General features: G+C 29.4%; 25 protein-coding genes, 1 pseudogene and 1 riboswitch. All 26 genes and pseudogenes read left to right on the forward strand.

Annotated features, from left to right (window positions below; all coding sequences use genetic code 11):
* The first annotated feature begins 7 nt into the window (after positions 1-7).
* The 26 genes and pseudogenes from LJD34_RS02975 (at position 8) to yqeC (ending at position 25,057) form a co-directional block, all read left to right on the forward strand.
* Positions 8-850, forward strand: a complete 843-nt coding sequence (locus LJD34_RS02975; RefSeq protein ID WP_227359145.1) for a spermidine synthase — start codon at positions 8-10, stop codon at positions 848-850.
* Between the two features lie 31 nt (positions 851-881).
* Positions 882-954, forward strand: a riboswitch (Fluoride riboswitch).
* 82 nt (positions 955-1,036) lie between these two features.
* A complete protein-coding gene (locus LJD34_RS02980; protein ID WP_227359146.1) occupies positions 1,037-2,176 on the forward strand; it encodes a chloride channel protein in 1,140 nt (379 codons plus the stop codon).
* 68 nt (positions 2,177-2,244) lie between these two features.
* Positions 2,245-3,219, forward strand: a complete 975-nt coding sequence (locus LJD34_RS02985) for a GGDEF domain-containing protein (RefSeq protein WP_117792761.1) — start codon at positions 2,245-2,247, stop codon at positions 3,217-3,219.
* Between the two features lie 69 nt (positions 3,220-3,288).
* The gene (locus LJD34_RS02990) at positions 3,289-4,590 is read left to right on the forward strand and encodes an amidohydrolase (RefSeq protein ID WP_118748687.1); all 1,302 of its coding nucleotides are present in this window, start codon (positions 3,289-3,291) and stop codon (positions 4,588-4,590) included.
* An 11-nt stretch (positions 4,591-4,601) separates the two neighbouring features.
* Positions 4,602-4,853, forward strand: a pseudogene (locus tag LJD34_RS02995) (kinase to dihydroxyacetone kinase).
* A 94-nt stretch (positions 4,854-4,947) separates the two neighbouring features.
* Positions 4,948-6,300, forward strand: a complete 1,353-nt coding sequence (locus LJD34_RS03000; protein ID WP_118748688.1) for a Wadjet anti-phage system protein JetA family protein — start codon at positions 4,948-4,950, stop codon at positions 6,298-6,300.
* On the forward strand, positions 6,293-6,931 hold the full coding sequence (locus LJD34_RS03005; RefSeq protein WP_022002533.1) for a DUF4194 domain-containing protein: 639 nt from the start codon (positions 6,293-6,295) through the stop codon (positions 6,929-6,931). Before LJD34_RS03000 ends, LJD34_RS03005 begins: the two co-directional genes overlap by 8 nt.
* Positions 6,900-10,136 (forward strand): ATP-binding protein, encoded by a 3,237-nt coding sequence (locus LJD34_RS03010; protein WP_195932889.1) that lies wholly within the window; start codon positions 6,900-6,902, stop codon positions 10,134-10,136. The genes LJD34_RS03005 and LJD34_RS03010 overlap by 32 nt, the downstream gene beginning before the upstream one ends.
* Positions 10,129-11,322, forward strand: a complete 1,194-nt coding sequence (locus tag LJD34_RS03015; RefSeq protein ID WP_158562539.1) for a Wadjet anti-phage system protein JetD domain-containing protein — start codon at positions 10,129-10,131, stop codon at positions 11,320-11,322. The genes LJD34_RS03010 and LJD34_RS03015 overlap by 8 nt, the downstream gene beginning before the upstream one ends.
* 368 nt (positions 11,323-11,690) lie before the next feature.
* Positions 11,691-12,269: a DUF969 domain-containing protein gene (locus LJD34_RS03020; RefSeq protein WP_227359147.1), complete on the forward strand. Its 579-nt coding sequence runs from the start codon at positions 11,691-11,693 to the stop codon at positions 12,267-12,269.
* A gap of 132 nt (positions 12,270-12,401) precedes the next feature.
* Complete coding sequence (locus tag LJD34_RS03025; protein ID WP_107029391.1) at positions 12,402-13,340, forward strand: DUF979 domain-containing protein; 939 nt, start codon at positions 12,402-12,404, stop codon at positions 13,338-13,340.
* Between the two features lie 11 nt (positions 13,341-13,351).
* On the forward strand, positions 13,352-13,996 hold the full coding sequence (gene pcp / locus LJD34_RS03030) for a pyroglutamyl-peptidase I (RefSeq protein WP_227359148.1): 645 nt from the start codon (positions 13,352-13,354) through the stop codon (positions 13,994-13,996).
* Between the two features lie 128 nt (positions 13,997-14,124).
* Positions 14,125-15,060: a GTP 3',8-cyclase MoaA gene (locus tag LJD34_RS03035; RefSeq protein WP_022002524.1), complete on the forward strand. Its 936-nt coding sequence runs from the start codon at positions 14,125-14,127 to the stop codon at positions 15,058-15,060.
* A 1-nt stretch (position 15,061) separates the two neighbouring features.
* Positions 15,062-15,541 (forward strand): cyclic pyranopterin monophosphate synthase MoaC, encoded by a 480-nt coding sequence (gene moaC, locus LJD34_RS03040; RefSeq protein WP_107029392.1) that lies wholly within the window; start codon positions 15,062-15,064, stop codon positions 15,539-15,541.
* The gene (locus LJD34_RS16575; RefSeq protein WP_022002522.1) at positions 15,526-16,467 is read left to right on the forward strand and encodes an MOSC domain-containing protein; all 942 of its coding nucleotides are present in this window, start codon (positions 15,526-15,528) and stop codon (positions 16,465-16,467) included. Before moaC ends, LJD34_RS16575 begins: the two co-directional genes overlap by 16 nt.
* Complete coding sequence (modB, locus tag LJD34_RS03050; RefSeq protein WP_227359149.1) at positions 16,442-17,137, forward strand: molybdate ABC transporter permease subunit; 696 nt, start codon at positions 16,442-16,444, stop codon at positions 17,135-17,137. Before LJD34_RS16575 ends, modB begins: the two co-directional genes overlap by 26 nt.
* Entirely contained in the window at positions 17,138-17,785 is a 648-nt protein-coding gene (locus LJD34_RS03055; RefSeq protein ID WP_117574564.1) for an ATP-binding cassette domain-containing protein, read from the forward strand.
* Entirely contained in the window at positions 17,782-18,561 is a 780-nt protein-coding gene (modA, locus tag LJD34_RS03060; protein ID WP_118473322.1) for a molybdate ABC transporter substrate-binding protein, read from the forward strand. Before LJD34_RS03055 ends, modA begins: the two co-directional genes overlap by 4 nt.
* Position 18,562: 1 nt before the next feature.
* Entirely contained in the window at positions 18,563-19,579 is a 1,017-nt protein-coding gene (locus tag LJD34_RS03065; protein ID WP_118473323.1) for a molybdopterin-binding protein, read from the forward strand.
* Positions 19,580-19,581: 2 nt separating this feature from the next.
* A complete protein-coding gene (locus LJD34_RS03070) occupies positions 19,582-19,932 on the forward strand; it encodes a winged helix-turn-helix domain-containing protein (protein ID WP_022002517.1) in 351 nt (116 codons plus the stop codon).
* A complete protein-coding gene (locus tag LJD34_RS03075; protein WP_022002516.1) occupies positions 19,925-20,155 on the forward strand; it encodes a DUF3343 domain-containing protein in 231 nt (76 codons plus the stop codon). Before LJD34_RS03070 ends, LJD34_RS03075 begins: the two co-directional genes overlap by 8 nt.
* Positions 20,156-21,175 (forward strand): selenide, water dikinase SelD, encoded by a 1,020-nt coding sequence (gene selD / locus LJD34_RS03080; RefSeq protein ID WP_117782194.1) that lies wholly within the window; start codon positions 20,156-20,158, stop codon positions 21,173-21,175.
* A gap of 9 nt (positions 21,176-21,184) precedes the next feature.
* Positions 21,185-21,754 carry a sulfurtransferase-like selenium metabolism protein YedF gene (yedF, locus tag LJD34_RS03085; protein WP_199676919.1) on the forward strand — a complete coding sequence of 190 codons (570 nt, stop codon included), beginning with the start codon at positions 21,185-21,187 and terminating at the stop codon, positions 21,752-21,754.
* A 7-nt stretch (positions 21,755-21,761) separates the two neighbouring features.
* On the forward strand, positions 21,762-22,571 hold the full coding sequence (gene yqeB / locus LJD34_RS03090; RefSeq protein ID WP_117864543.1) for a selenium-dependent molybdenum cofactor biosynthesis protein YqeB: 810 nt from the start codon (positions 21,762-21,764) through the stop codon (positions 22,569-22,571).
* On the forward strand, positions 22,558-23,682 hold the full coding sequence (locus LJD34_RS03095) for an aminotransferase class V-fold PLP-dependent enzyme (RefSeq protein WP_118473324.1): 1,125 nt from the start codon (positions 22,558-22,560) through the stop codon (positions 23,680-23,682). Before yqeB ends, LJD34_RS03095 begins: the two co-directional genes overlap by 14 nt.
* Positions 23,672-25,057 (forward strand): selenium cofactor biosynthesis protein YqeC, encoded by a 1,386-nt coding sequence (gene yqeC / locus LJD34_RS03100; RefSeq protein ID WP_227359150.1) that lies wholly within the window; start codon positions 23,672-23,674, stop codon positions 25,055-25,057. The genes LJD34_RS03095 and yqeC overlap by 11 nt, the downstream gene beginning before the upstream one ends.
* The last annotated feature ends 69 nt before the right edge of the window (positions 25,058-25,126 follow it).

A 25,126-nucleotide genomic window follows, 5' to 3' on the forward strand; every position in this document is an offset into this window, starting at 1 on the left:
ATAAGAATTGTATAACGATAAGATTGAAATAGAAAGCCCTTATGGACATATTACCATTAGCTATGGTCGACATGATAAGCATCGAGTAAGAGTTCTTGATATAGATGGTGGTATGGAATCAGCAACTTATATAGAAGAAGAATTACAAAATGAATTACTTTTTGAATATATGTATTTATTTGATTTAATGTTTGATGAAAATTATTTAGAAGATAGACAAATTAATGATGTTTTATTAATTGGTGGTGGTGCTTTTCATTACCCTAAATATTTTTTAGCACATCATCAAGGAAATATTGATGTTGTTGAAATTAACAAAGTTCTTTATGATATTTCTAATAAATACTTCTATTTAGAAGAAACTATTAATAAATTTGATAAGAATAAAAATAGATTTCATTGTTATTTTGAAAATGGAAGAGATTATATAAATAGGAACAAAAAGAAATATGATGCTATTTTAAGTGATGTCTTTATTGGTGAAAATTTAGTATTAGAACTTCATTCATTGGAAGCAATCAAAAGAATAAAAGAATCTTTAAACCCACAAGGAATTTATATAACAAATATCATTGGTTCATTAAGTGGTAAATATAGTCAAAATATAAAGAATGTTGTAAAAACACTCAAACAATGTTTTAAATATATTTATGTCTTTAAAGCACAAGAAAAGAATGAGCATCAAAAAAGACAAAACTTAATCGTTGTTGCAGTAGATCAAGAAGTTCATTTTAATATTGTAAGTTATCATAATATTAATCAAAAGAAATATCATCAAGGAATGATCAATCATGTTGATGATATTGATTATACAAATGGACATATTTTAAGAGATAAAAATTTATTATAATTATTGTTTTATCTTAAAAAATATGATAAGTTTAATCCATGGGAATGAGGTTCTCCCTCGATTTATATCGAAACCGCTATTTGGCTAATGACTTCTGTGTAATACACAGGGTGATTAGCTTTTTTTGTAGGAGGAAACATTGAAAATAAAAAAGAATTATTAAAGTATATGATATTTGCAGGTATTATGGGAATCGTTGTAGGAGGTATTGATACTGTTTTTGGTAAAGGACTTATTTTAATAGGTGAGATACGAAATAAATATTTTTGGTATTTAATTCCTTTTTTACCAATTGCAGGAATAGTGATTACTTGGCTTTACTATCACTTTAATGAACTGAGTTTAAAAGGAATGACACTTGTCTTTGAAACAGGTCAACAAAAAAGAAAAGGGATTCCTTTAGCACTTATTCCTTTAGTTATGATTGGAACATGGTTAACTCATTTATTTGGAGGAAGTGCAGGTAGAGAAGGGGTGGCTGTAAAAATTGGAGCGACGATCTCTCATTATTTTACAAAATATTTTCATTTTCCTAAGAATGGAAAAGTTTTGTTGATTACCGGAATGGCAGCTGGATTTGCTAGATTATTTCAAACACCACTTACTGCTTTGTTTTTTGCTATGGAAGTTATGGTTATAGGTAAAATAGAGTATGAAGCTTTACTTCCAGGGGTTATAGCATCTTTTACTGCTTCTTATACGTCGCATTTTTTAGGATTGGAAAAGTTTAGTGTAAATATTCAACAAAGTATTAATATGAATGATTTAAAAAATATGATGTTAATGATTCTAGTAGGAATTATTTTGGGAATTGTTGGAAGAATATTTTCAACGTCGTTGATTGCTTTAAAAACATTTTTTAAAAATAAAATAGAAAATCCCTATAAAAGAATAGGTTATATTTCTATTTTATTAGTGATAGGGCTAATGATTTTTAAAGGAAGATACAGTGGCTTAGGCACAGATTTAATAGATTTATCATTTTATGGAAATGTGACTTATTATGATTGGTTTTTAAAACTTATTTTTACTGTTGTAACTCTTGCAATTGGATTTCAAGGTGGAGAAGTAACACCCTTATTTTCAATAGGAGCAACTCTAGGATTTATACTTGCCCCAATTTTTCATTTGCCTATTGAATTATGTGTAGCTTTAGGATATACGGGAGTTTTTGCTTCAGCAACAAATACTTTAATTGCACCAATGATGATTGGATTAGAAGTCTTTGGTGGGCATCAAATGATAGCATTTCTTATTATATGTATTTTTGCTTATTTAGTTAATGGAAATAAATCTATATATACTGCCCAAATCAAAAATTTTTAACAAACATTACATGATGAAAGGCTTTACATTTTGCTATTTCAAAGATAAAATAGTAATGGTGATGGAAAATGAAATTTGATGAATTATTTACAAAATTAAAGGTGAATCCATTAAAACTCATTGAGTCAATTGTTCATGCTGATGGATCATCAGTTATTTTGTTTAAAAATAGAAAAAGTGAAATCTTATATGTTAATGATCAGTTTTATCAAAAACATCCACAATTTAAAAATAATAAGGAAGCAGTTATTGGCAAAACTGATTTTGATTTGTTTCCGGATTCACAAGAACATGCTAAACAAGCTTTTGAAGATGAACAACGTGTCATGGAAACAGGACAAGCAATTAATGTTGTAGAAACTGAAGGAAAAAATCATGATGGCTATACGATTATTGCACATACAAGAAAATATCCGTTATATGATAGTCAAGGAGAAACAATCGGTGTTTTTGTTATTACAGAAGATATGACAAGTGATGTAAAGGCACTTAGAGAAAATCAAGAAAAAGCCAAAATTTTAACAAAGCTTAATGTTGAACTTTCACAAGAAAACGCTATAGATGCTTTAACACAACTTTATAATCGACGTTTTATTCATGCAGAATTAGATACGTTGCATAAAGAATATTTAGAAAATAATACACCATTTTCTATTTTGTTATTAGATTTAGATAACTTTAAAAGTGTTAATGATAATTATGGACATCATATTGGAGATGAAGTTATTAAACATGTTGGAACTGTTTTAAATAATATTAAACATCAAAAATATCCAACTATGGAGCCATGTCGTTATGGCGGAGACGAATTTTTAGTTATTCTACCAGCTTATCAAAAAGATGGGGCAGTTTCAATTGCCAGAGATATTAAAGATGCCTTTGATCATGTTATTTTACATGCTGGTGCTTATCATGATATCGTAAGATTAAGTATTGGCGTTGCTGGTATTCGTGATGAAGAAACAATACAAGATTTATTAAATAAATGTGATCAAAGAATGTATATTTCAAAAAGAGATGGAAAACGTCGTATTACTTATTGATGATAGTGTAAAAAGCTATCATCATTTTTTATTTTGAGATATAATAAAATCAACAAGGAAGTGATAAAAATGTATGAGGCAATCAAACAACTTGCACAAAAATACCATCAAGAAACAATTAATCAGCGCCGAGATTTTCACCACTTTGCTGAAAGAGGCTGGTTAGAAATACGTACAGCATGTCAAATTGCAACTACTTTAGAAAACTTAGGTTATGAGGTTTTAGTAGGAAAAGAAATTATGGATAAAGATGCGCGTATGGGATTACCGCCAGAAGCAATTTTTAATATTAATTATTTACGTGCTAAAAAAGAAGGGGCAAATCCTAAATATTTAGAACAAGTTAAAAATGGAATGACAGCTGTTGCAGGTATCTTAAAAAACGGTGTAGGGCCTGTTGTAGCTATTCGTTTTGATATTGATGCTTTAGGGCTTGTTGAAGATTCAACAGATGGGCATTATCCAAAACAAGAAGGTTTTTCTTCTTGTCATTTAGGAGCGATGCATGCCTGTGGACATGATGGTCATGCATCTATTGGTTTAACAACTGCTAAAATATTGATGGAGCTTAAAGAACACTTACATGGGACTTTGAAAATTATTTTTCAACCGGCTGAAGAAGGTGTAAGAGGAGCAAAGTCCATTTGTGAAAGTGGTTTTTTGGATGATGTCGATTATATTTTTGCAGCGCATATTATGCCTCGTGTTAAAGATTACGATCTTTATTTTGGAATGAATGAATCATTTGCAACAACGAAATTAGATGTCATTTATCATGGAGTTTCAACACATGCGGCAGAATCTCCACAATTCGGTAAGAATGCATTGCTTTCAGCAGCTAACTGTATTATTAATTTGCATTCGATTCCTCGAAACAGTGATGGACAAACACGTGTCAATGTAGGAACGGTTCATGCAGGAACAGGTAGAAATGTTGTTCCTGATACAGCAAAACTTGAAATAGAAGTACGTGGTGTAACGACAGAATTAAATCGTTATATGGAAATTTATGCAAGAGATATTATTAACGCCTGTGCTTTGATGCATGATACTGTTGTTGAAATTAAACAAATGGGAAAAGCTTTTGCGCTCAATTGTGATGAAGATTTTATGAATCAAATACGAAATATTTGTGTTAAAGAAATGCCCGATTTAAAATCACCTCCAGAAAATTTAAATCCATTAGGAGGTAGTGATGATTTTTCTTATATGATGGAATATGTCCAAGTTCATGGGGGGAAAGCTACTTATATGAAATTATTGACAGATATTACAGCTTCACCTCATAACACATCATTTAATTTCAATGAAGAAGTACTTAATAAAGGCCCACGAATCATGGCGTCTATTGCTTATACATTATTAAAATAAAGAAGCTAACTATTTTAGAATTTAAATCTGATACACAATTATTAATTGAAGGAAAAAATTTAAATGAAGATGAAATTAGTGAATATTTTACAACACATTTTTAGGGAGATTGCTTGTTAGCTGTTGAAGATGATGAATTGATTAAAATTCATTTTCATACAAATGAACTATAGAAGGTTTTAGAATATTGTTCAACACTTGGTGAAATCTATGATATTCTTATTGAAGATATGGATCGACAATCAAGAGGATTAAAAGGATAAAGATGCGAAAGCATCTTTTTTAATAACTTAAAAAATGTTATAATTGCGAAGCTATTTATAAATAAAAAAGAGTTTTTAATGATTGGAGGTAACCATGGTTAATATATTTGATACATTACCAAGAAACTTTTTTAATATATTTAATACAGCTGATCGTGTTGTTATCAGTGAATGTATTTGTGTTCTTTATGAGTATATTAAGGATGATGCATCCTTTGCATCTTTAAAAGAAAACTTGATTTATGAGTTAACAAAATATTTTAGTAGTCACTTAATTGAACTTGAAGAACTTCAAAGTCAATCACCAAGAGAGCGCGCACTTTATGTCTATCGAAGATTAAAAGAATGTGGATGGTTAAGTGAAGAAGTTGGTGAAAATTACCATGTTTATGCTAGTTTTGAAGATTATGCTATTAGTATCATTGAAACATTAATAAATTTAGAAGAAGATCGTGATATTGAGTATTCAAGTATGGTTTATAGTATTTATTCGCAGTTTAAAAATTTTGATATTGAAAATGGACATAAGATTCTTGATGCACAATATAGTATGACAAAAAGCTTAATGACAAAATTAAAAAATTTGAATACAAATATTAAGCGTTATATCAAACGTCTTGTTCAAGATAATATGAAAAATGATTTAAATCAAATTTTAGATTCTTTATTAAGTGATTATCAATTAAAGATAGTAGATCGTGCTTTTTATAATCTAACAACTAAAGATCATCCTTTAAAATATCGTAATAGTATCATTTCTCAAATTCAAAAAATCCAAGATGATCAAGCAACATCTGAAACGATTATAGGAAATATCATGCTTTCTAAAGATTTAACTTATCAAGAGGCAATGGATTTGTTTTATAAACAAACATCTTATATTATTGATGCCTTTGAAAGTATTTTAGATTTAATTAATGAAATCAATCGTAAAAATGAAAAGTTTGTTGCTTCAGCAACAAATCGTATTATGTTTTTAATGAATGTAAAAGAAGATATTGGTGGAAAAATCAATGACATCATTAAAGAAGGGCAAGAATGTCCAGAAGTGTTTGATCAAGTAGCAACGATTTCAATTAATAAATACTTAGATCAAAATTCTTTATATTTACCACGACAAATAAAAAAAGTTAAAAATACGGATTTGATTTTAGATACACAATTAGATGAACAAACACGTTTAATGGCGATTGAAAAACTAAAACAAAATGAAAAATATACAAAAACAGCCATTGAAAAAAATGTTTTACAATGTTTGGATCAACAAGAAACAATATTGGGTTCAAATTATTATGATCAAAATAAAGATTTATCTTTATTTATTTTGACATGGCTTTATGGTTATAGTCAAAATGCTCTATATAAAATAGAACCACAAGAAAATATTATAAAGAAAGATCATTATCAATTTAGAGAATTTATAATAAGGAGAGTTGAAGATGAATAAAAATGAACTGATGAAAAATATGTCACAGGCATATTTGTTATTATCTGAAAAAAGAAAAGAAGAATTTTCACGTATTTTAAATCGATTATTAGCGGTTAATTTTATTTGTGGTGGAAGAAAAAGAGATCGCGAAGATTATTATTTTATTAGTGAAAATGAACAACTATTTAAAGATTTTTTAATGATGCTTGATTATGATTTTCATTTATATAAAGCAGACCGTGTAATCTATATCCATAATTTAAATAATTACAATCATTTAAATCTTAATCAAATGCAAACAATTGTTTTATTGTTACTTAGAAAACTTTATTTTCAAAAATCACAAGAGTTACAAGATACTGAATTTATTCATATTTCCCTTGGGGAACTTCATAGTGAAATAGAAGCAACTGGTATTTATAACGAACGTCTAAAAAAGACAGATTTAAAAAATATCTATCATTTCTTGTCAAGGTATAATATATGTGAACGTATTGGTGATTTAAACGAAGATGATACACGTTTAATTATTTATCCAACAATTAATTATATTTTACCAATTCAAAAAATTGATGAAATCAATCAACGTATTCAACAATATAAAAAAGGAGATCACGATGAAAACATTAACGAAAGTGAAACTGATTAATTGGCATACTTTTTCTAATGAAGAATTTGAAATCTATAAAAATGCCTTAATTACTGGAGAAAATGGAACAGGGAAATCTACAATTTTAGATGCGATTCAATATGTTTTAACTGCTGGTAAATGTAAATTTAATAAAGCAGCAAGTGATATTGGAAATCGTACATTAGAGTCTTATATTCGTTGTAAAACAGGAATTGAAGGGCATGAATATGCTAGAAATGGTGATGTGACAACCTATATTGCATTAGAGTTTTATGATGAAAAAACAGAAAAATATCAAATTATTGGAACTGTTATTGATTTACCAGCTGGTGGAAGATTAAATAGAGATTTTTTTCAAATTATTGATTGTAAAATCAGCGATGTAGCATTTATTGAAGAAAGAAGAGTTTTGACGAGAAAAGAATTTAAAAAAGCTTTAATTGATCATCAACAAACAGGTATTTTTAAAGATACAATTAAAGAAGGAGAAAGTTTATTTGGAAATGCTTTAGGTGTTAAAAGTAAATATTTTGATTTAGTAACGAGAGCACTTGCTTTTAAAGCAATTGATAATGTTTATCAATTCATTGTTGACTTTTTATTAAAAGAAGACTTTGTTGATATTCAAAATTTAAGAGACAGTATCAAACACTATAAAGTTCTTGAAGAAAAATTAAAAATATCTAAAAAAGAATGTGAATCATTAGAAGGTGTTGTAAGTCAATATGACACTTATTTAGATACGCACTTTCAAATGGATGTTTTAGAATGTTTAAAAGAAAAATTACAAGAAAAGCAATTACAAGCTATTATTGATAATAGCCAAAAGAAATATCAAAAAATAAATGATCAGCTAAATTTTGTACAACAAAAACTTACACAATTAAATCAAGATGAAGAAACTTATCAAGAAAGATATCATCGTTTAGATGAATCATTAAGAGAAAACGAAACCTATAACTTAAAAAATGAATTACAAAAAGAAAGTGAACAACTCAAAAAAGAAAAAGAAAAAAAAGAAAACAGTTATCAAACTCTTATAACAGAAATTAAACAAGAAATACAATTATTAAAGAAAGTAAAAATACCAAATAGTTATATCCAAATTCTTCAAAATCAAGATTATCAAACAGAAACATTGACACATGCATTTAGAAATATTGTAGAAGAAGTTTCTAAAAGAACAAAGGATGTTACTGAAAAAATATCACATTTAAAAATTGAAATGACACAAACAGTTGATCGTTTTAATGAATATTGTAAAGAATATGATTCTCTTAAAGAAAATCAACTTTATTATAGAAAAGAAATTCAAGAATTAATTCAATTACTAAATGAAAAACTTACAAGTCATTATGGAAAAACCATTGAAGTTAAACCATTATGTGAATATATTGAAGTTAAAGATGAAAAATGGCGAAATGCATTAGAAGGATATCTTAATAGTCAAAGATTTGATTTAATTATTGAACCAGAATATTTTGAATATGCATTGCTTGTTTATGAAGAATATAAAAATAAAAGAGGTATATATGGTGTAGGAATTGTTGATGTTGCGAAAATGTCAAGATATGAAGATGTGGATGTTAAAAACACACTTGCAAGTCAATTAGATTGTAAAAATACATATGCTAGATGGTATGTCAACATGTTGCTTTCTAAAGTACAATGTGTCGATGATGTTACACAACTTAGAAATTATGCTACAGCGATTACGCCAACATGTATGCTTTATAAAAATTACACAGCACGTGCAATCAATCCACGTATTTACAATAAACCATACATTGGATTAGGTGCTATTAAAATTCAATTAGCGACAATTGAACAAGAATTGGAAAACCTAAAACAAGAAATCAAATTACAAAAAGCAAATTATGAAGATTTAAAAAATGGTCAAGCATTATTAAATCAATCCAAAGCAGATCATATCTTCTATCGCTTAGATTTAATTGATGAATATCATAATTTGCTAAAAGAATATCAAGAAATTAATGATCGCTATGAAAAATTAATTTTAGATGATTCACTTATTTCTTTACAAGAAGAATGTGATGCAGTAAAAAAACAACTTGAAAAAACAAAAAGAGAAAAAGAAGACTCACTTATGAAAAAAGGAAGTCTTGAAAACAATCTAGAAACATTTAAAGAACAACTTGAACAAACTCAAGAAGAATATCAATTATTACATGAAAAAATAGTTCAATTTGAAATGGAGCATGTTGATGTTACTCAAGTAGCTGATCAACAAGTCGTTATTTATTTAAAACGTTTTTCTAAAGATTTTAATGGTATGAAAAATGATATTGAACAACAAGGAAATGGTTATCAACGAAAGGCAAACCAAATTGAAAATCAAATAGTCATGAAAATGAAAGACTATAATGATGCATATAATATTGGTTTTGAAAATGCTTTAATAGATATTGAAAGTTATAAACAAAGATACCATCAATTAAAGGAGATGGATATTGTTTCTAAAGAAGAAAAAACAAGACAAGCAAAACTAAAATGTGAAGAATCATTTAAAACATCTTTTATTTCTGGATTAAATGAAAAAATTGAAAATGCTAAAAAAGATATTGCTGAATTAAATAAAGGATTAGCACAAAGAGATTTTAATGGTGAAACCTATGAATTCTGTGTTTCACCAACTTCAAGAGATGATTTTAAAGAATACTATAAGATCATCCAATCAGGAAAAGAATATATGGTGAATAATCTTTTATCTGAAACATTAAGTGAAAGTCAAAGAAGAATTATGGATGATTTATTTATTAAATTATCTTCTGTAGAAAATGATCAAGAAACGGAACAAATGTTGATGGAATATACAGATTATCGTAATTATTTAGATTATGATATAAAAATTAAATATGCAAGTGGAGATTATGCATATTTTTCTAAAGTCAATAAAGAAAAATCTGGTGGAGAAACACAAACACCATTCTATGTCATTATGGCAGCAAGTTTTGAACAAGTTATTCGTAATAGAAATCAAAATGAGGATTTTGGTTGTGTTGTTATTTTTGACGAAGCATTTAATAATATGGATGAACAAAGAATACAAGAAATGATTAAGTTCTATAATGAACGTGAAATACAAACATTTATTGCTGTACCACCATCAAGAGCAAGTACAATTATTCCTTATGTTAATACAAGATTGCTTGTCATTAAACAGGGACAACAATCGTTTGTCGAAGGATTTAGAGATGAATGATTATCGTCAATTGATCTTAACTGAGTTTATTGATCGTTATGAAAATAGTAGTTACTATAAAGGTAAAAGAGATGGTCCAAGGAAAATATCTATTGTATTGCATAAAAGATTTCCAGAATATGGACAAAGCTTCTTTTATGAAATTACTGAAGAACTAGAAAATATATCTTTTCAATTAAAAGAAGAAGGATTAGTTACTTTTTCTAAGAAAAGTATTCCAGGAAATAGAGAAATAATTTTAAATCAAGAAGAAAGCAGTATTAAAAAAATATATCAGGAACTTAAAAGAATCTCAATTAAAGAAAAAATAATGAATTATCTACATCAGCTTGATGAATATCATGTAGAAGGATTTGTGAAAGACTTTATTGATGAAATGAAAAAGAAAATCATGTATGATCAAAGTCTTTCTCCTTATTTAAAAAGTTATGATTTAGAAGATTTAGATTCTGTTATAAAAATACTTAATGGAATGTATTATCAAGATGAAGAAATTTCATTTAGAAAATTTTCTGAGAAAATATTAAATGATACTAAGAAATTAATAAAGTATAAAAAAAGAATATTACATATTGTACATGATTTTTATGATGATTCTTTAGAAAATGAAGATGAGGTCTTTGAAACTTTTTACATTAGAAAGAATCCAGCTTATGTTTACATTAGAGGAAATGCTATTTTTAAAATTAATAATCAACTGATTGATTCAAAACAAATGAAGCAATATTTTGTTTTACCAAGTTTATGTATTAAAGATTTAACAATTCAAAATATTGATGCAAAACAAGTAATGACAATTGAGAATTTAACATCTTTTCATGATCTTTCTTTAAATGATAATTTTTACATTTATACAAATGGTTTTCATAATCATGCGATTCAACAATTTTTAATAAAGCTTTCTGATTTTTTAGGTGATGAAGTGAATTATCTTCATTTTGGTGATATTGATGCTGGTGGTTTTCATATATATAACGATTTGTGTAAAAAGACACATATTCCTTTTCAAATGTATCATATGGATGTAGATACGTTAAAAAAATATGATACATATACAAAGAAATTAACTAAAAATGATAGAAAAAGATTAAAATCTATGAAAAATAATGAAGTTATTACTTACATGTTAAAAAATAATGTCAAGTTAGAACAAGAAATAGTAGGAGATAGCTTTAATGAAAGGTGAAACACTAATACGTTTAGAAAGTTTACAGAAGATTGTCTTTCATTCACTAGCTAATTTGGCTAAATCTATATCTATAGAGACAAGCAAACTTTAAGAATGCTACCAATGGGATGATAATAATTACGATTTACAGCAGATAAAAAAAGAATTAGCAGATGTGATTATTTATTGTCAAGATTTATTGGATTGATTAAATCTAGATGTAGATGAAATTGTTCAAATGAAAATGGTAATGAATGAAAAGAAATATCCAATTAAATAAGAGTTGAAAAATGGCAGAATATGTCATTTTTTTCTTATTTTGTGATTATTTGCAAAAAAATGTAATTCAGTATATAATTTGCAAGTCACTAAGGAGGAAAAATATAATGGGAGACGCTATCAAATTAATCGGGATAGTTATTGTTATCATTGGTTTTGCTTTAAAATTTGATACATTAGCTACCGTAGTTGTTGCTGGTATTGTTACAGGTTTAGTTGGTGGAATGTCTATTATGGATATTTTATCAACACTTGGCTCTGCCTTTTTAACAAATAGAACAGCAACATTATTTATTTTAACATTGCCAGTTATTGGATTATGTGAACGTATGGGTCTACGTGATAAGGCCGTTGATTTTATCAGTGGCATTAAAAGTGCGACTACAGGTAGATTATTATCTATTTGGCAAGTTATTCGTACTATTGCTTCTGCATTTTCATTACGTATTGGAGGACATCCACAATTCATTCGTCCTTTAATTAATCCAATGGCACAAGCATGTGCAATTGCTAAATATGGGGAAATTGATGAAAAAACTGAAGATGAAATTAAAGGGATGGCTGCAGGAACAGAAAACTATGGAAATTTCTTTGCTCAAAACTGTTTTATGGGCTCATCAGGAACTTTATTAATTGTTTCGACTTTAATGAAATCTTCAAATCAAACAATATTGCTCAAGAAGTAACTGCTAATCAAATTGCTTTAAATTCAATTCCAATTGCTGTTATTTCAGTTATTGTGGGTATTGGTTATGCTTTATGGTATGATCGTAAATTAAAAAAACGTTTTGGTAAAAAGCAAGGAGGAGAAAAATAGTATGTTAGAAATAGATTGGAATACAAGTACAATTTTAGCAGAAGTTTTCTATTGTATTATTGGACTTATTTTTGCTTTTACTGGAGTCAATGCTTTAAAAAATAAAGAAGTTGAAAAACGAACAACAACAGCAATCTTTTGGTTTATTTTAGCTATTACTTTCATTGCTGGGCCTTATATTCCTACATGGATTACAGGAGCATGTATTATTGTTTTAGCTATCTTAACTGCTGTTGGTTTAGTACAACCAGCAGCAATGCATATTCCTACTGCTAAAGAAACAAGAGAAAATGCAGATAAATATGGATATAAATCATTTATTCCACCTGTTGTTTTAGCTTTATCAGCAGTAGTTGTGGCTACATTCTTTACAGATTTAGGAGCAAACAATGCCATTGGTATTAGTGCTGCTATTGGTTTAATTGTTGCTTACTTTATTTTCAAACCTAAATTTTCTTTACCATTTAAAGATGGTATTCGTTTAACTGATAATGTAGGAACTACAGGTATTTTACCTCAAGTTTTAGCTGCATTAGGTTCATTATTTACAGCTGCAGGAGTAGGTGCTGTTATTGCTGCAGGAGTAGGTGCTATTATTCCTGAAGGAAATCATTTTATTGCCGTTGCTGTTTATTGTATTGGAATGGCTTTATTTACAATGATTATGGGTAATGGTTTTGCTGCCTTTGCGGTTATTACAGTGGGTATTGGTTATCCATTCTTAATCGCTCAAGGTGCTAATCCGGTTGTTGTTGGTGCTTTAGGTTTAACTGCAGGATATTGTGGTACATTAATGACACCAATGGCAGCAAATTTCAATATTATGCCAGCGGCTTTATTGGAAACAAAAAGTAAATATGCTATAATAATTTCACAATTACCAGTTGCATTAATTATGTTAGCAATACACATTGTTTTAATGTATGTATTAGCTTTCTAGGAGGAAATGAAATGAAATTATTATTAACTGCATTTGATCCTTTTGGAGGAGAAAAAATCAATCCAGCTTTAGAAGCTGTTAAACGTGTTCAAGACAAAATTGGTGATCTTGAAATCGTTAAATTAGAAGTACCAACTGTTTTCTATAAATCAATTGATACAGTTACAAATGCTATTGAAAAAGAACATCCTGATGTCGTTTTATGTATTGGACAAGCAGGTGGAAGATTTGACATAACACCAGAAAGAGTTGCTATCAATATTAATGATGCACGAATTCCTGATAATGAAGGCAATCAACCATTAAGTGGACCAATCTTTGAAGATGGAGAAAATGCTTATTTTTCATCTTTACCAATCAAAGCGATGGTTGCTGAAATTAGAAAAGCAGATATTCCTGCAAGTGTTTCCAATTCGGCAGGAACTTTTGTATGTAATCATCTAATGTATGGTGTTCTTTATACAATTGCTAAAAAATATCCATCAATGTGTGGTGGATTTATGCATGTACCATTTATTACAAGCCAAGTTGTTAATCGTCTAACGAATACACCAAGTTTATCACTTGATACAATTGTTAAAGGAATTGAAGCTGCTTGTAAAGCAATTGCTGAAAATACAGAAGATATTGTTGCTATTGAAGGGCATACACATTAGTTATCAAAAACTAGGGTTAGAAATAATTCTAGTTTTTTTATTTTGTCTAAAATATTTTGTTGAAATTTGTAAGATAATCTATTAAATTATTTATAGGGTTATTCTCATTTGAAAATAACGGAGGGCTTATGTTAGATTCATATCAAAGAAAAATAGATTATATGCGTATTTCCATTACAGATCGTTGTCATTTTCAATGTGCTTATTGTAAAAGTGATCATCCACAAAAATTAAAACATCAAGATATTTTATCTTATGAACAATTATTACTCATTGTTGACCAAGCTATCCAATTAGGAATTAATAAATTTAAAATTACAGGTGGGGAACCAACAATTAGAAAAGATTATCTTTTCTTTATTAAAGAATTAAAGAAAAGAGAGGTAGAAGTAACTTTAACGACGAATGGTTCTTTATTTACTAAAAAAGATTTAGATTGTTTGAAAGAAATAGGAATCGATGGTATTAATTTTTCAATAGATACACTAGATTTAAGAGAATATTTTTTATTGACGCAACAAGATTGTTTGGAAACAGTTTTAGATAATTTGTTTTATGCTTATCAACTTAAAATTCCTGTAAAAATTAATTGTGTGATGGATGATACTTTTCATTTAAAGCGTTTGAATGATCTAATGGATTTGATTAAGGATAAAAAAATTGCAGTGCGTTTTATTGAACTCATGCCTTTAAATAGAGAACAACGAAATCAAAAAATAAAAGATGTTATAAAGTATTTAAAGGAATATCCAATTCAAGAATATCTAGATAAATTAGGAAATGGCCCAGCACATTATTATACGATAGAAGGTTATGCTGGTTATATTGGTTTTATTGAAGCATTACATTATAAGTTTTGCCACCAATGTAATCGTCTTCGTTTAACAAGTACAGGAAAGATCAAGCCATGTTTGTTCTATGAAGAAATGTATGATTTGAAGCCATATCTTAATAATGAAAAACAATTGCGTTTACATCTTGAAAAAGCAATTAAATTAAAACCAAAAGAACATCATTTCGAAGAAAATATTTCTTATACAAGAATGAATGAAATAGGAGGATAATATGGATTTTACACACTTTGATGAAAATGGAAATGCTATTATGGTGGATGTGTCTTCCAAAGACACCACTCAAAGAAGTGCTATTGCTTATGGTGAAATATATGTTGGTAAAAAAATACTTGAGAAAATTGAAAATCATCAAATGAAAAAAGGTGATGTTCTTTCAGTGGCAAGAATTGCTGGAATTATGGCAGTAAAGAAAACGAGTGAGATTATTCCTTTATGTCATCCTTTACTTTTAAGCAAGATTACAGTGGACTTTAATATTAATCATGAAAAAGAAGTGATTGAGACTTATTGTAAAGTTACATGTCTAGGAAAGACTGGGGTTGAAATGGAAGCACTTCATGGCGTGAGTGCAACCTTACTTACGGTTTATGATATGTCGAAGGCTGTTAGTAAAGAAATGGAAATTAAAAATATTCATTTAGTTAGTAAAAGTGGTGGAAAGAGTGGTGATTTTAAGTGGCAGGAAAAGTAAAAGCAATCTGTTTAAGTAAAAAAAAAGGTACAGCAAAAATACCTGTTGAAAAAATCGAAGTTATTGAAAATTATGGTTTTAAAAATGATGCACATGCGGGTTCTTGGCATCGTCAGGTTTCCTTATTATCTTATGAAACAAGGGAAGCGTTTAAACAAATGGGTTCTACTGTTGAAGATGGTTCTTTTGGTGAAAATTTACTTATTTCAGGAATTGATTTTAATGCAATTGAAGTAGGAACCTGTCTTAAAATTGGTGATGTTATCCTTGAAATTACTCAACTTGGAAAAAGCTGTCATAATCACTGTGCCATTTATCATCAAGTAGGAAAATGTATTATGCCCACAAACGGCTTATTTTCACGTGTTTTAAAAGGAGGAACGATTCAATTGAATGATTCAGTTGAAGTTTTAAAAGAAAAAGATAAACGTTTACGTGTGGCAATTTTAACACTTTCTGATAAAGGCAGTCAGGGCTTAAGAGAAGATTTAAGTGGACCGTACATCCAAGATTATTTTAAAGAAAGAGGCTATTATGTCACTTCTTATGAAATCCTTCCTGACGAACAAGCTTTAATTGAACAAGCATTGATTAATTTGTCAGATCGTTGTCATAATGATTTGATTATTACTACTGGTGGAACAGGGTTAAGTATGCGAGATGTCACACCAGAAGCCACACTAAAAGTAGCAACACGAAATGTACCGGGTATTAGTGAAGCAATTCGCTATGAATCAATGAAATATACTAATCGTGCTATGCTTTCAAGAGGCGTATCTATTTTAAGAAACCAAACATTGATTATTAATTTGCCAGGAAGTTTAAAAGCTGTTAAAGAAAGTTTAGATATTATTATTGATCCTTTAAAACATGGGTTAGAAATTTTAAAAGGAGAGGCACATGATTGTGCTCGAAATGATGGTTGATTTATCACCTCTTTATATTTCTTTAAAAACAGCAATTATTACAATTATCATTACTTTCTTTTTAGGTTTATTTCTTGCAAAATGGACATTGAATCGAAAACATGATTTAACGAAAATTATTTTAGATGGTATTTTTACCATGCCTCTTGTTTTACCACCAACCGTTATGGGATTTTTCTTACTAATGATCTTTGGGGTTAATCAACCGATTGGAAAACTTTTCTTCCATGTTTTTCATTATAAAATTGCTTTTAGTTTTTCAGCAACAGTTATTGCTGCTGTCGTGATTTCTTTTCCTCTAATGTATCGTAGCGCCAAAGCCGCCATGGAACAAGTAAATCATGATTTGATTGATGCAGGAAGAACACTGGGAATGTCAGAAAAGCGCATTTTCTTTACAGTCATTTTACCTGAAGCTATGCCAGGTATTATTAGTGGGGGTGTTCTATCTTTTGCAAGAGGTTTAGGGGAATTTGGAGCAACGGCTATGCTTGCAGGAAATATAGTTGGAAAAACAAGAACTTTACCTATAGCGGTCTATAGTGAAGTTATGTCAGGAAATTACGATAATGCAGGTGTTTATGTTTTTATTATTGTTGTTATTTGTTTAATAGCTGTTGTTGGTGTCAATATTTATCAATACTCTCTTAAGAAAAAAAGGAGTTTTTAGATGAAATTAGAAGTTGTAATTTTTAAAAAGTTGGCAGAATACGACTTAGATGTATGTTTTGAAAGTCATGAAGACCGACTTGGCTTAATGGGACCAAGTGGAAGCGGTAAGAGTATGGTTTTAAAATGTATTGCTGGAATTATAACACCTGATGCAGGACGTATTGTTTTAGATGATGAAGTTTTATTTGACAGCAATTTAAAAATTAATATTTCCCCACAAAAAAGAAAAATAGGATATATGTTTCAAAATTACGCATTATTTGATCATATGAATGTTTATCAAAACATTGCTGCGCCTTTAAAAGCACATCATGAAGATAAACAAGTGATTAAAGAAAAAGTTCAACAAATCATGGAAGACTTTCAAATAGATGATTTACAAAAAAGATATCCTCGTCAATTAAGTGGGGGACAAAAGCAACGTGTAGCTTTAGCACGGTTACTTGTTTATGATACAAAGCTTGTTTTATTAGATGAACCTTTTAGTGCTTTAGACGAAACATTGAAAGAACAGTTACTTAATGAAACAAAGAAAAAACTTGTTGAGTATCAAAAAAAATGTCTGTTTGTAACACATAGTCCAAAGGAAATAGAAATGATGTGTGGTAATAAATTAAAAATAAAAAGGGGGAGATTGGAAAAATGAAAAAGTTATTAAGTTTAATGTGTAGTTTATTAATAATTGTTACTTTATGTGGTTGTTCCTCAACTCAAGATCAACAAGAAGAAGTAACATTAACACTTGCTGCTGCAGCAAGTTTGGAAAATACGTTTGAAGACAAACTCATTCCTGAATTTGAAAAAGAAAATCCAAATATCAAAGTTCAAGGAGTTTATGATTCAAGTGGTAAATTACAAATTCAAATTGAAAAAGGTTTAAAAGTAGATGTTTTCTTTTCGGCAGCAACAAAACAAATGGATGCTCTAGTTGATGAAAAATATATCAATGATAAAGATGTTGTTAATTTATTAGAAAATAAACTTGTTTTAATTACAGGAAAACAAACTACAACAGAAGTTAAAGATTTTGCGGATATTGCAAAAGCAGAAACAATTGCGATTGGTGATCCTGAAGTTGTACCTGCTGGTCAATATGCAAAAATGGCATTAACTCATTTAGGATTATATGATGCTTTAACTTCAAAATATAGTTTAGGGGGAAATGTTACTGAAGTGTTAAACTGGGTTGCTTCTTCTTCAAGTGAAGTAGGTATTGTTTATTCAACGGATGCTAAAAGCAGTAAAGATGTAAAAGTTCTTGCAACATGTGAAAATAGTTTATTAGATGAACCTGTTATTTACCCAGTTGCAAAACTTGCGCAAACAAAACATAGTGATGAAACTGAAAAATTCATAAAATTCATTCAAAAGAAATCTTCTTTAAAACAATTTGATAATTACGGGTTTACTGTTAATAAATAATATGAAAGAAATTAAAACAGAAGATGCTATTGGCAGTGTTCTCTGCCATGACATCACAGAAATTGTAAAAGATAAAAGAAAAGGCCCTCGTTTTAAGAAAGGCCATATTATTAAAGAAGAAGATATTGAAGTATTATTGAATTTAGGAAAAGAACACCTATATGTTTTTGAAAAAGATGAAACAATGATGCATGAAAATGATGCAGCTGAAATATTATGTAATCTTTGTTTCAATGAATATATGAAAAAAAGCGCTATTAGTGAAGGAAAGATTGAAATTACAAGTACGATTGATGGATTGTTTAAAGTAAATCGAGAAGAACTTTTTAAGGTCAATTCTTTTGGACAAATGATGATTGCGACAAGACAAGGTAATGTACCTGTAAAAAAAGGGGATAAACTTGCAGGCATGCGTATTATTCCACTTGTTATTGAAAAAGAAAAGATGCAACAAATCCAAGAAATAGTTCAAAAACCTATTTTAAAAATCATGCCTTATCAAATAAAAACAGCAGGAATTATTACCACAGGTTCAGAGGTTTATAAAGGGAGAATTAAAGATACATTTACGCCAGTCATCGTAGAAAAATTAAAAGAATACGGGGTAGAAGTTACTTACCATAGTTTATCATTAGATGATCATGAAATGACAACTAGTAAAATCAATGAAGCCTTAAAACAAGGAGTGGATCTTGTTTTATGCACAGGAGGAATGTCTGTTGATCCTGATGATAAAACGCCACTGGCGATAAAAAATACAGGTGCAAAAATTATAAGCTATGGGGCACCTGTTCTTCCTGGAGCAATGTTTTTATTAAGTTATAAAGGTGATGTTCCGATCGTTGGATTACCAGGATGTGTCATGTATTCACGTCGAACAATTTTTGATGTTGTTTTACCAAGACTTCTTGCTAAAGATTTAATTACCAGTGACGAACTTGCTTTGCTTGGTGAAGGAGGACTTTGTTTAAATTGTCCTGTTTGTACTTTTCCAAATTGTGGACTTTCGAAAGGATAAAAATGACTTATAAAAATCCACAAAAATTTGATTTAAAGATTCGTCTTTATAACCAAGAAAAAAGCTTTGGTAAAGGTGTTTATGAACTGATGAAAAAAGCGCAAAGTTTTGGTTCCTTATCAGGAGCTTACAAAGATATGAAAATGTCAAATTCAAAGGCATGGAAAATTTTAAAAAGAGCGGAAGAGGATTTAGACATGCCTCTTGTTGAACGTATTAGTGGTGGTAAAGATGGTGGTGGTAGTAAACTTACTCAAGAAGGCGAAGAATTGTTAGACAAGTATGAAAAATTTATTCAAGAAATGAATGAATATGCGAAGATTCGGTTTAAGGAGATTTTTGAAGATGAATAAACAGGAATATTTAATTATTACTTTTCATTCATTAGATGATGCAATGGATTTAGACGCTAAACAAACAGCTTCTATGAAAGGACGTCTTATTCCTAAACCATCTGTTATTGATGCAGGATGTGGTATGTGTTTTTCTTGTCAGAATAAAGAAGTGGAAAAGTGGAAGATTTTTCTTGAAGAAAATCAAATTCATTATGAAAAAATAGTAAAGGTTGTGTTTTAAATGAAAGAAAAGATTTATTGTAAAAGTGGAGGATGTAGTGCTAAATTAGGAGCTAAAAAATTAACTCATATTTTAGAAAAAATCGATAAATATCCCAATTCTAATTTACTTGTTGGCTTTGATAGTCATGATGATGCCTCTGTTTATCAAGTAAATGAACATCAAGCCATTGTTTCAACACTTGATTTCTTTCCACCAATGGTAGAAGATCCTTATTTATTTGGACAAATTGCAGCAACGAATGCTTTAAGTGATGTTTATGCTATGGGTGGAACGCCTTTGACAGCGTTAAATATTGTTTGTTTTAACGATCAAGATGATTTAAATATTTTAGGAAAAATCATTGAAGGTGGAAATGATAAACTAAAAGAAGCAAAAGTTGTTTTATCAGGAGGACATTCCATCAAAGATGAATCAACAAAATATGGCTTAAGTGTTACCGGAATAGTAGATCCAAACAAAATGATTCAAAATAATGGCGTACAAGTGGGAGATACATTAATTCTTACTAAAAAACTAGGAGTAGGTTTGGCATTAAATGCTTATCGTTTAAATGATGCACGTCAAGAAATACTTGATGAGGTTTTTAAGAGTATGACAACACTTAATAAATATGCATTCGATGTTTTAAATAAATATACACTTCATGCTTTAACGGACGTGACAGGTTTTGGGCTCCTTGTTCATTTAGATGAAATGCTCAATGAAAAGGCAAGTGCATTTTTAGATAAAGAAAGTATTCCTTATTTTAAGGATTGTCCTTATTATGTTGATGAATTTTATTTAAGTGGAGGCGGACAGCATAATCGTAATGCAATGAAAAATAAAGTTTGTTTTGACGAGGAAAACTTTATTTTAGAAGAAATTCTTTATGATCCACAAACAAGTGGAGGACTTCTTGCCAGTGTTGCAAGTGATGATATAGAAAATATTTTAAATGATTTTAACCAAGCAGGACTTGCTTGTTATGTGATTGGTAAAATCGTTGAAAAAGATCAATTTAATATTTATGTACGTTAGGAGATTATTATGGAAATTTTAGATGCTCGAGGACTTGAATGTCCATTACCAGTTGTTAAAACAAAGGAATTATTAAAAGAAATTGATAAAGTAAAAGTACTTGTTGATAATGAGATTGCGATTGAAAATTTAACAAAATTTGCAGGAGTAAGACATTATCAAATTGTTACAGGTGATGATGGAGATGGTTTTTATGCAATTATTGCTAAAGAAGGTATTGATGAAGAATTAGATTTTAATGAAAAAAGTGGAGATGTTGTTGTTATTTCAAGTGAAACAATGGGAAATAATGAAGAACTTGGTGCTATTTTAATGAAATCATTTATTTTTGCACTTACAAAACAAGATCAGTTACCTAAAGGAATGATTTTTTATAATGAAGGTATTTTCCTTACTACAAATGAGGGAGATATTTTAAATGATTTAAAATATCTTGAAAGTCAAGGTGTTGATATTGTAAGTTGTGGAACATGTCTCGATTTCTTTAAACGTAAAGAGTTATTACAAGTAGGAACTGTTACAAATATGTATGATATTGTTGAAAGAATGGAGAAGGCTGAAAAAATTATTAAGCCATAAAAGATAAATGAAAGATTTAGTTATTGTAAGAGGTGGTGGCGATATTGCTACAGGGACCATTTATAAACTTTTTAAATGTGGATTTAAAGTCTTGATTTTAGAAATTGAAAAACCTAGTGCCATTCGAAGAAATGTTGCTTTTTGTGAAGCTATTTACGATACGCAAAAACAAGTAGAAGACGTCACTTGTTATCTAGCACATGACTATAATGAAGCAAAACAATTTTTAACGGAAAATAAAGTGACGTTATTGATTGATCCAGAGGCTAAAGCCATTGATTATTTCAAGCCAGAGGTTGTTGTTGATGCCATTCTTGCCAAAAAGAATTTAGGAACAACAAAAAAGATGGCTCCAATTACCATTGCTTTAGGTCCGGGATTTATGGCAGGTAAAGATGTTGATGTTGTTATTGAAACGATGCGAGGGCATAAACTTGGAAGACCGATTTATCAAGGAACTGCTTTAAAAAATACAGGTGTACCAGGAGTCATTAAAGGTTATGGAAAAGAACGTGTTATCCATTCTCCTAATGCAGGAACTGTAAAACATGTAAGGCATTTAACAGATATTGTTAAAAAAGGTGAAGTGATTGCTTACGTTGATCAAACACCGATTTATGCGACAATGGATGGATTACTTCGTGGCTTAATTAAAGAAGGTTTTGTAGTCACTCAAGGTTTTAAAATGGCAGATATTGATCCACGTGAAGATGAATATGAAAATTGTTTTACTATTTCTGATAAAGCACGCTGCATTGCTGGTGGAGTCATTGAGGCTATCTTTTATTTAAAAGGACATAGAAATGATTTATCTTGATCAAGCAGCAACCAGTTTTCCTAAAATTAAAGAAGTTCAAGATGCAGTAATTGATTGTATGAATCATTGTACCAATGCGAATCGTTCTACCAGTACGACAAGTTTAAATGCGAGTCGTTTGATTTATCAAACACGCAAACTTATTAAAGAATATTTTCATGTACCTCAAGATGGATGCGTGGTCTTAAATAGTGGAAATACAGAAAGTCTCAATACATGTATTAAAGGTATTCTCAAAAAAGGTGATCACGTGATTACGACCTACGCAGAACATAACAGTGTTTTAAGACCGCTTTATCAATTAGAAAAAGCGAATATTATTACCTTATCTATTACCTCACCTACAGTAGAGGGTATTAAAAAACATCTTCAAAAAAAGACAAAAATGATTATTGTAACACATAGTTCTAATGTGACGGGTGAAATTTATCCAATTGCTGAAATTGGAAAACTAGCGCACGAAAATGGTATTTTGATGATGAGTGATATTGCTCAAAGTGCGGGACATCTTCTCATTGATATGGAAAAGATGAATTTAGATATTTTATGTTTTAGTGGTCATAAAGGGTTGCTTGGAAATAGTGGAGTTGGTGGTTTTTGTTTGGCTCAATCTATAGAAATAGAACCTTTAATAAGTGGTGGAACAGGAATGGATTCTTTTAATCATTTTCAAAGTGATTACTACCCTGAACATGTTGAAGCGGGGACACATAATATGACAGGAATTGCTTCTTTAAAGGCAGGGGTTTGTTATTTAATGAAATATCAAGATGAAAAATCAAAATACACAAATGAATTAGTTGAACTTTTATATGATGGTTTAAAAAATACTCCACAAGTTGTTTTGTATGGCGATTTTAAAGAAAGAACACCAGTTCTTGCATTTAATATACAAGGAATGGATAGTTTTCAAGTGGCCGATCTTTTAAATAATAAGTATGATATTGCGATTCGTTGCGGTACTCATTGTGCACCTTTGATGCATCAACATCTCAATACAGTGGAAAGTGGACTTGTAAGAGTATCACTTTCATTTATGAATACAAAAGAAGAAATACAATTTTTCATCAAAGCAATTAAAGAAATTAGTGAGGGTAATTATGATAATTAGTGTTATTGGTTCAGGTGGAAAGACAACAAAAATAAAACAGTTAAAAGATCAATATTTAAAAGAAGGTAAGAGTGTTTTAATGACAACTTCTACTCATATGAAAATTGAAGAAAAGACACTAGTCGATCCGAGTTATGAAGAAATTATAAATGAAATTAAAAAGCATGGCTACGTACATGCAGGTGGCAAAGCCAAAAATCAAAAAATTAAAGCTTTAGATGATGAAGTGTTAGAAAGATTAAAAAAAGAAATAGATGTAATTTTAATTGAAGCTGATGGTTCTCATGGATTACCTTTAAAATATCCAAGAAATAATGAACCTGTTGTAGACAAAGATAGTAATGAAATTATTTTAATTACTTCTTTAAAGGGACTTGGGAAACCTGTTCAAGATGTTGTTCATGGTTATCAAGAAATGAAAATTGATGGAAATCAAAAAGTAGATAGTCTTTTTATTCAACAACTTATCAACATTTATTTAGAAAAAATTAAAAAATATAATGTTCCCATAGAAATTCAAGTGAATGAAGCAAGTTCACTTTATGAAAAAGCACTAGCTTCGTTATTAGAAAATCAAAAGGAAGTAACACTTATTAATGAAGAATGGTTTTTGCCACAACCGAAACTTGTTATTTTGGGTGCAGGACATGTGAGCCAATATGTAAGTAAACTTGCTTCTATGTTGGATTTCTATACGATTGTTATTGATGAAAGAAAAGAATTTGCATGTAAAGAATTATTTCCAGAAGCAAATGAAATTCATTGTGTTTCTTTTGATAAAGCTGATTCCTATTTTCCTAAGGAAGCAAATACATGTTATGTCATTGTGACAAGAGGACATAAAGATGATCGTTTGTGTTTAAAAAAGACACTTTTTCGACAAAGTCTTTATGTAGGAATGATTGGAAGCAAGAAGAAAGTTAGACAAACCTATGATGCTTTATTAGAAGAAGGGTATCAACAAGTTGAACTTGATAAAGTACATGCCCCTATTGGACTTTCAATAAAAGCGATAACTCCTGCAGAGATTGCCGTCAGTATCATGTCTGAAATTATAGCTATTAAAAATGCACATCAATATTCAAGCATGACAAGTGACTTATTAGAAGTACAAGGTGATGGTGTTTTATGTATTATTATCGATAAAAAAGGATCAACACCACGTACAGTTGGTAGTATGATGTTTGTAAATGAAAAAGGAATTATTGGTTCTATTGGTGGGGGAAGAGAAGAATATCAAGCTATTTTAGATGCTAAGAATTGTCATCAGGTAATGATGAAACATTATGAATTAAATAATAGCGAAAGTGCTAATTTAGGAATGATTTGTGGAGGAAGTAATGATGTGTTATTTCTTCCTATAAAGCAGCATTAGCTGCTTTTTTTATGTCTATAAATCTATTTTTTTGTATTATCTTGATGAAAAAATAGAGTTATGCTACAA

This window comes from Faecalibacillus sp. MSK20_93 (assembly GCF_020589945.1).
Taxonomy (GTDB): domain Bacteria; phylum Bacillota_I; class Bacilli_A; order Erysipelotrichales; family Coprobacillaceae; genus Faecalibacillus; species Faecalibacillus intestinalis.

What these genes read in the sequence shown, in the direction of transcription:
- LJD34_RS02980 (WP_227359146.1), top strand. Translation starts at nt 1,037, where the DNA reads ATGGGAATCGTTGTAGGAGGTATTGATACTGTTTTTGGTAAAGGACTT.
- LJD34_RS02985 (WP_117792761.1), top strand. Translation starts at nt 2,245, where the DNA reads ATGAAATTTGATGAATTATTTACAAAATTAAAGGTGAATCCATTAAAA.
- LJD34_RS02990 (WP_118748687.1), top strand. Translation starts at nt 3,289, where the DNA reads ATGTATGAGGCAATCAAACAACTTGCACAAAAATACCATCAAGAAACA.
- LJD34_RS03000 (WP_118748688.1), top strand. Translation starts at nt 4,948, where the DNA reads ATGGTTAATATATTTGATACATTACCAAGAAACTTTTTTAATATATTT.
- LJD34_RS03005 (WP_022002533.1), top strand. Translation starts at nt 6,293, where the DNA reads ATGAATAAAAATGAACTGATGAAAAATATGTCACAGGCATATTTGTTA.
- LJD34_RS03010 (WP_195932889.1), top strand. Translation starts at nt 6,900, where the DNA reads ATGAAAACATTAACGAAAGTGAAACTGATTAATTGGCATACTTTTTCT.
- LJD34_RS03015 (WP_158562539.1), top strand. Translation starts at nt 10,129, where the DNA reads ATGAATGATTATCGTCAATTGATCTTAACTGAGTTTATTGATCGTTAT.
- LJD34_RS03020 (WP_227359147.1), top strand. Translation starts at nt 11,691, where the DNA reads ATGGGAGACGCTATCAAATTAATCGGGATAGTTATTGTTATCATTGGT.
- LJD34_RS03025 (WP_107029391.1), top strand. Translation starts at nt 12,402, where the DNA reads ATGTTAGAAATAGATTGGAATACAAGTACAATTTTAGCAGAAGTTTTC.
- pcp (WP_227359148.1), top strand. Translation starts at nt 13,352, where the DNA reads ATGAAATTATTATTAACTGCATTTGATCCTTTTGGAGGAGAAAAAATC.
- LJD34_RS03035 (WP_022002524.1), top strand. Translation starts at nt 14,125, where the DNA reads ATGTTAGATTCATATCAAAGAAAAATAGATTATATGCGTATTTCCATT.
- moaC (WP_107029392.1), top strand. Translation starts at nt 15,062, where the DNA reads ATGGATTTTACACACTTTGATGAAAATGGAAATGCTATTATGGTGGAT.
- modB (WP_227359149.1), top strand. Translation starts at nt 16,442, where the DNA reads ATGATTGTGCTCGAAATGATGGTTGATTTATCACCTCTTTATATTTCT.
- LJD34_RS03055 (WP_117574564.1), top strand. Translation starts at nt 17,138, where the DNA reads ATGAAATTAGAAGTTGTAATTTTTAAAAAGTTGGCAGAATACGACTTA.
- modA (WP_118473322.1), top strand. Translation starts at nt 17,782, where the DNA reads ATGAAAAAGTTATTAAGTTTAATGTGTAGTTTATTAATAATTGTTACT.
- LJD34_RS03065 (WP_118473323.1), top strand. Translation starts at nt 18,563, where the DNA reads ATGAAAGAAATTAAAACAGAAGATGCTATTGGCAGTGTTCTCTGCCAT.
- LJD34_RS03070 (WP_022002517.1), top strand. Translation starts at nt 19,582, where the DNA reads ATGACTTATAAAAATCCACAAAAATTTGATTTAAAGATTCGTCTTTAT.
- LJD34_RS03075 (WP_022002516.1), top strand. Translation starts at nt 19,925, where the DNA reads ATGAATAAACAGGAATATTTAATTATTACTTTTCATTCATTAGATGAT.
- selD (WP_117782194.1), top strand. Translation starts at nt 20,156, where the DNA reads ATGAAAGAAAAGATTTATTGTAAAAGTGGAGGATGTAGTGCTAAATTA.
- yedF (WP_199676919.1), top strand. Translation starts at nt 21,185, where the DNA reads ATGGAAATTTTAGATGCTCGAGGACTTGAATGTCCATTACCAGTTGTT.
- yqeB (WP_117864543.1), top strand. Translation starts at nt 21,762, where the DNA reads ATGAAAGATTTAGTTATTGTAAGAGGTGGTGGCGATATTGCTACAGGG.
- LJD34_RS03095 (WP_118473324.1), top strand. Translation starts at nt 22,558, where the DNA reads ATGATTTATCTTGATCAAGCAGCAACCAGTTTTCCTAAAATTAAAGAA.
- yqeC (WP_227359150.1), top strand. Translation starts at nt 23,672, where the DNA reads ATGATAATTAGTGTTATTGGTTCAGGTGGAAAGACAACAAAAATAAAA.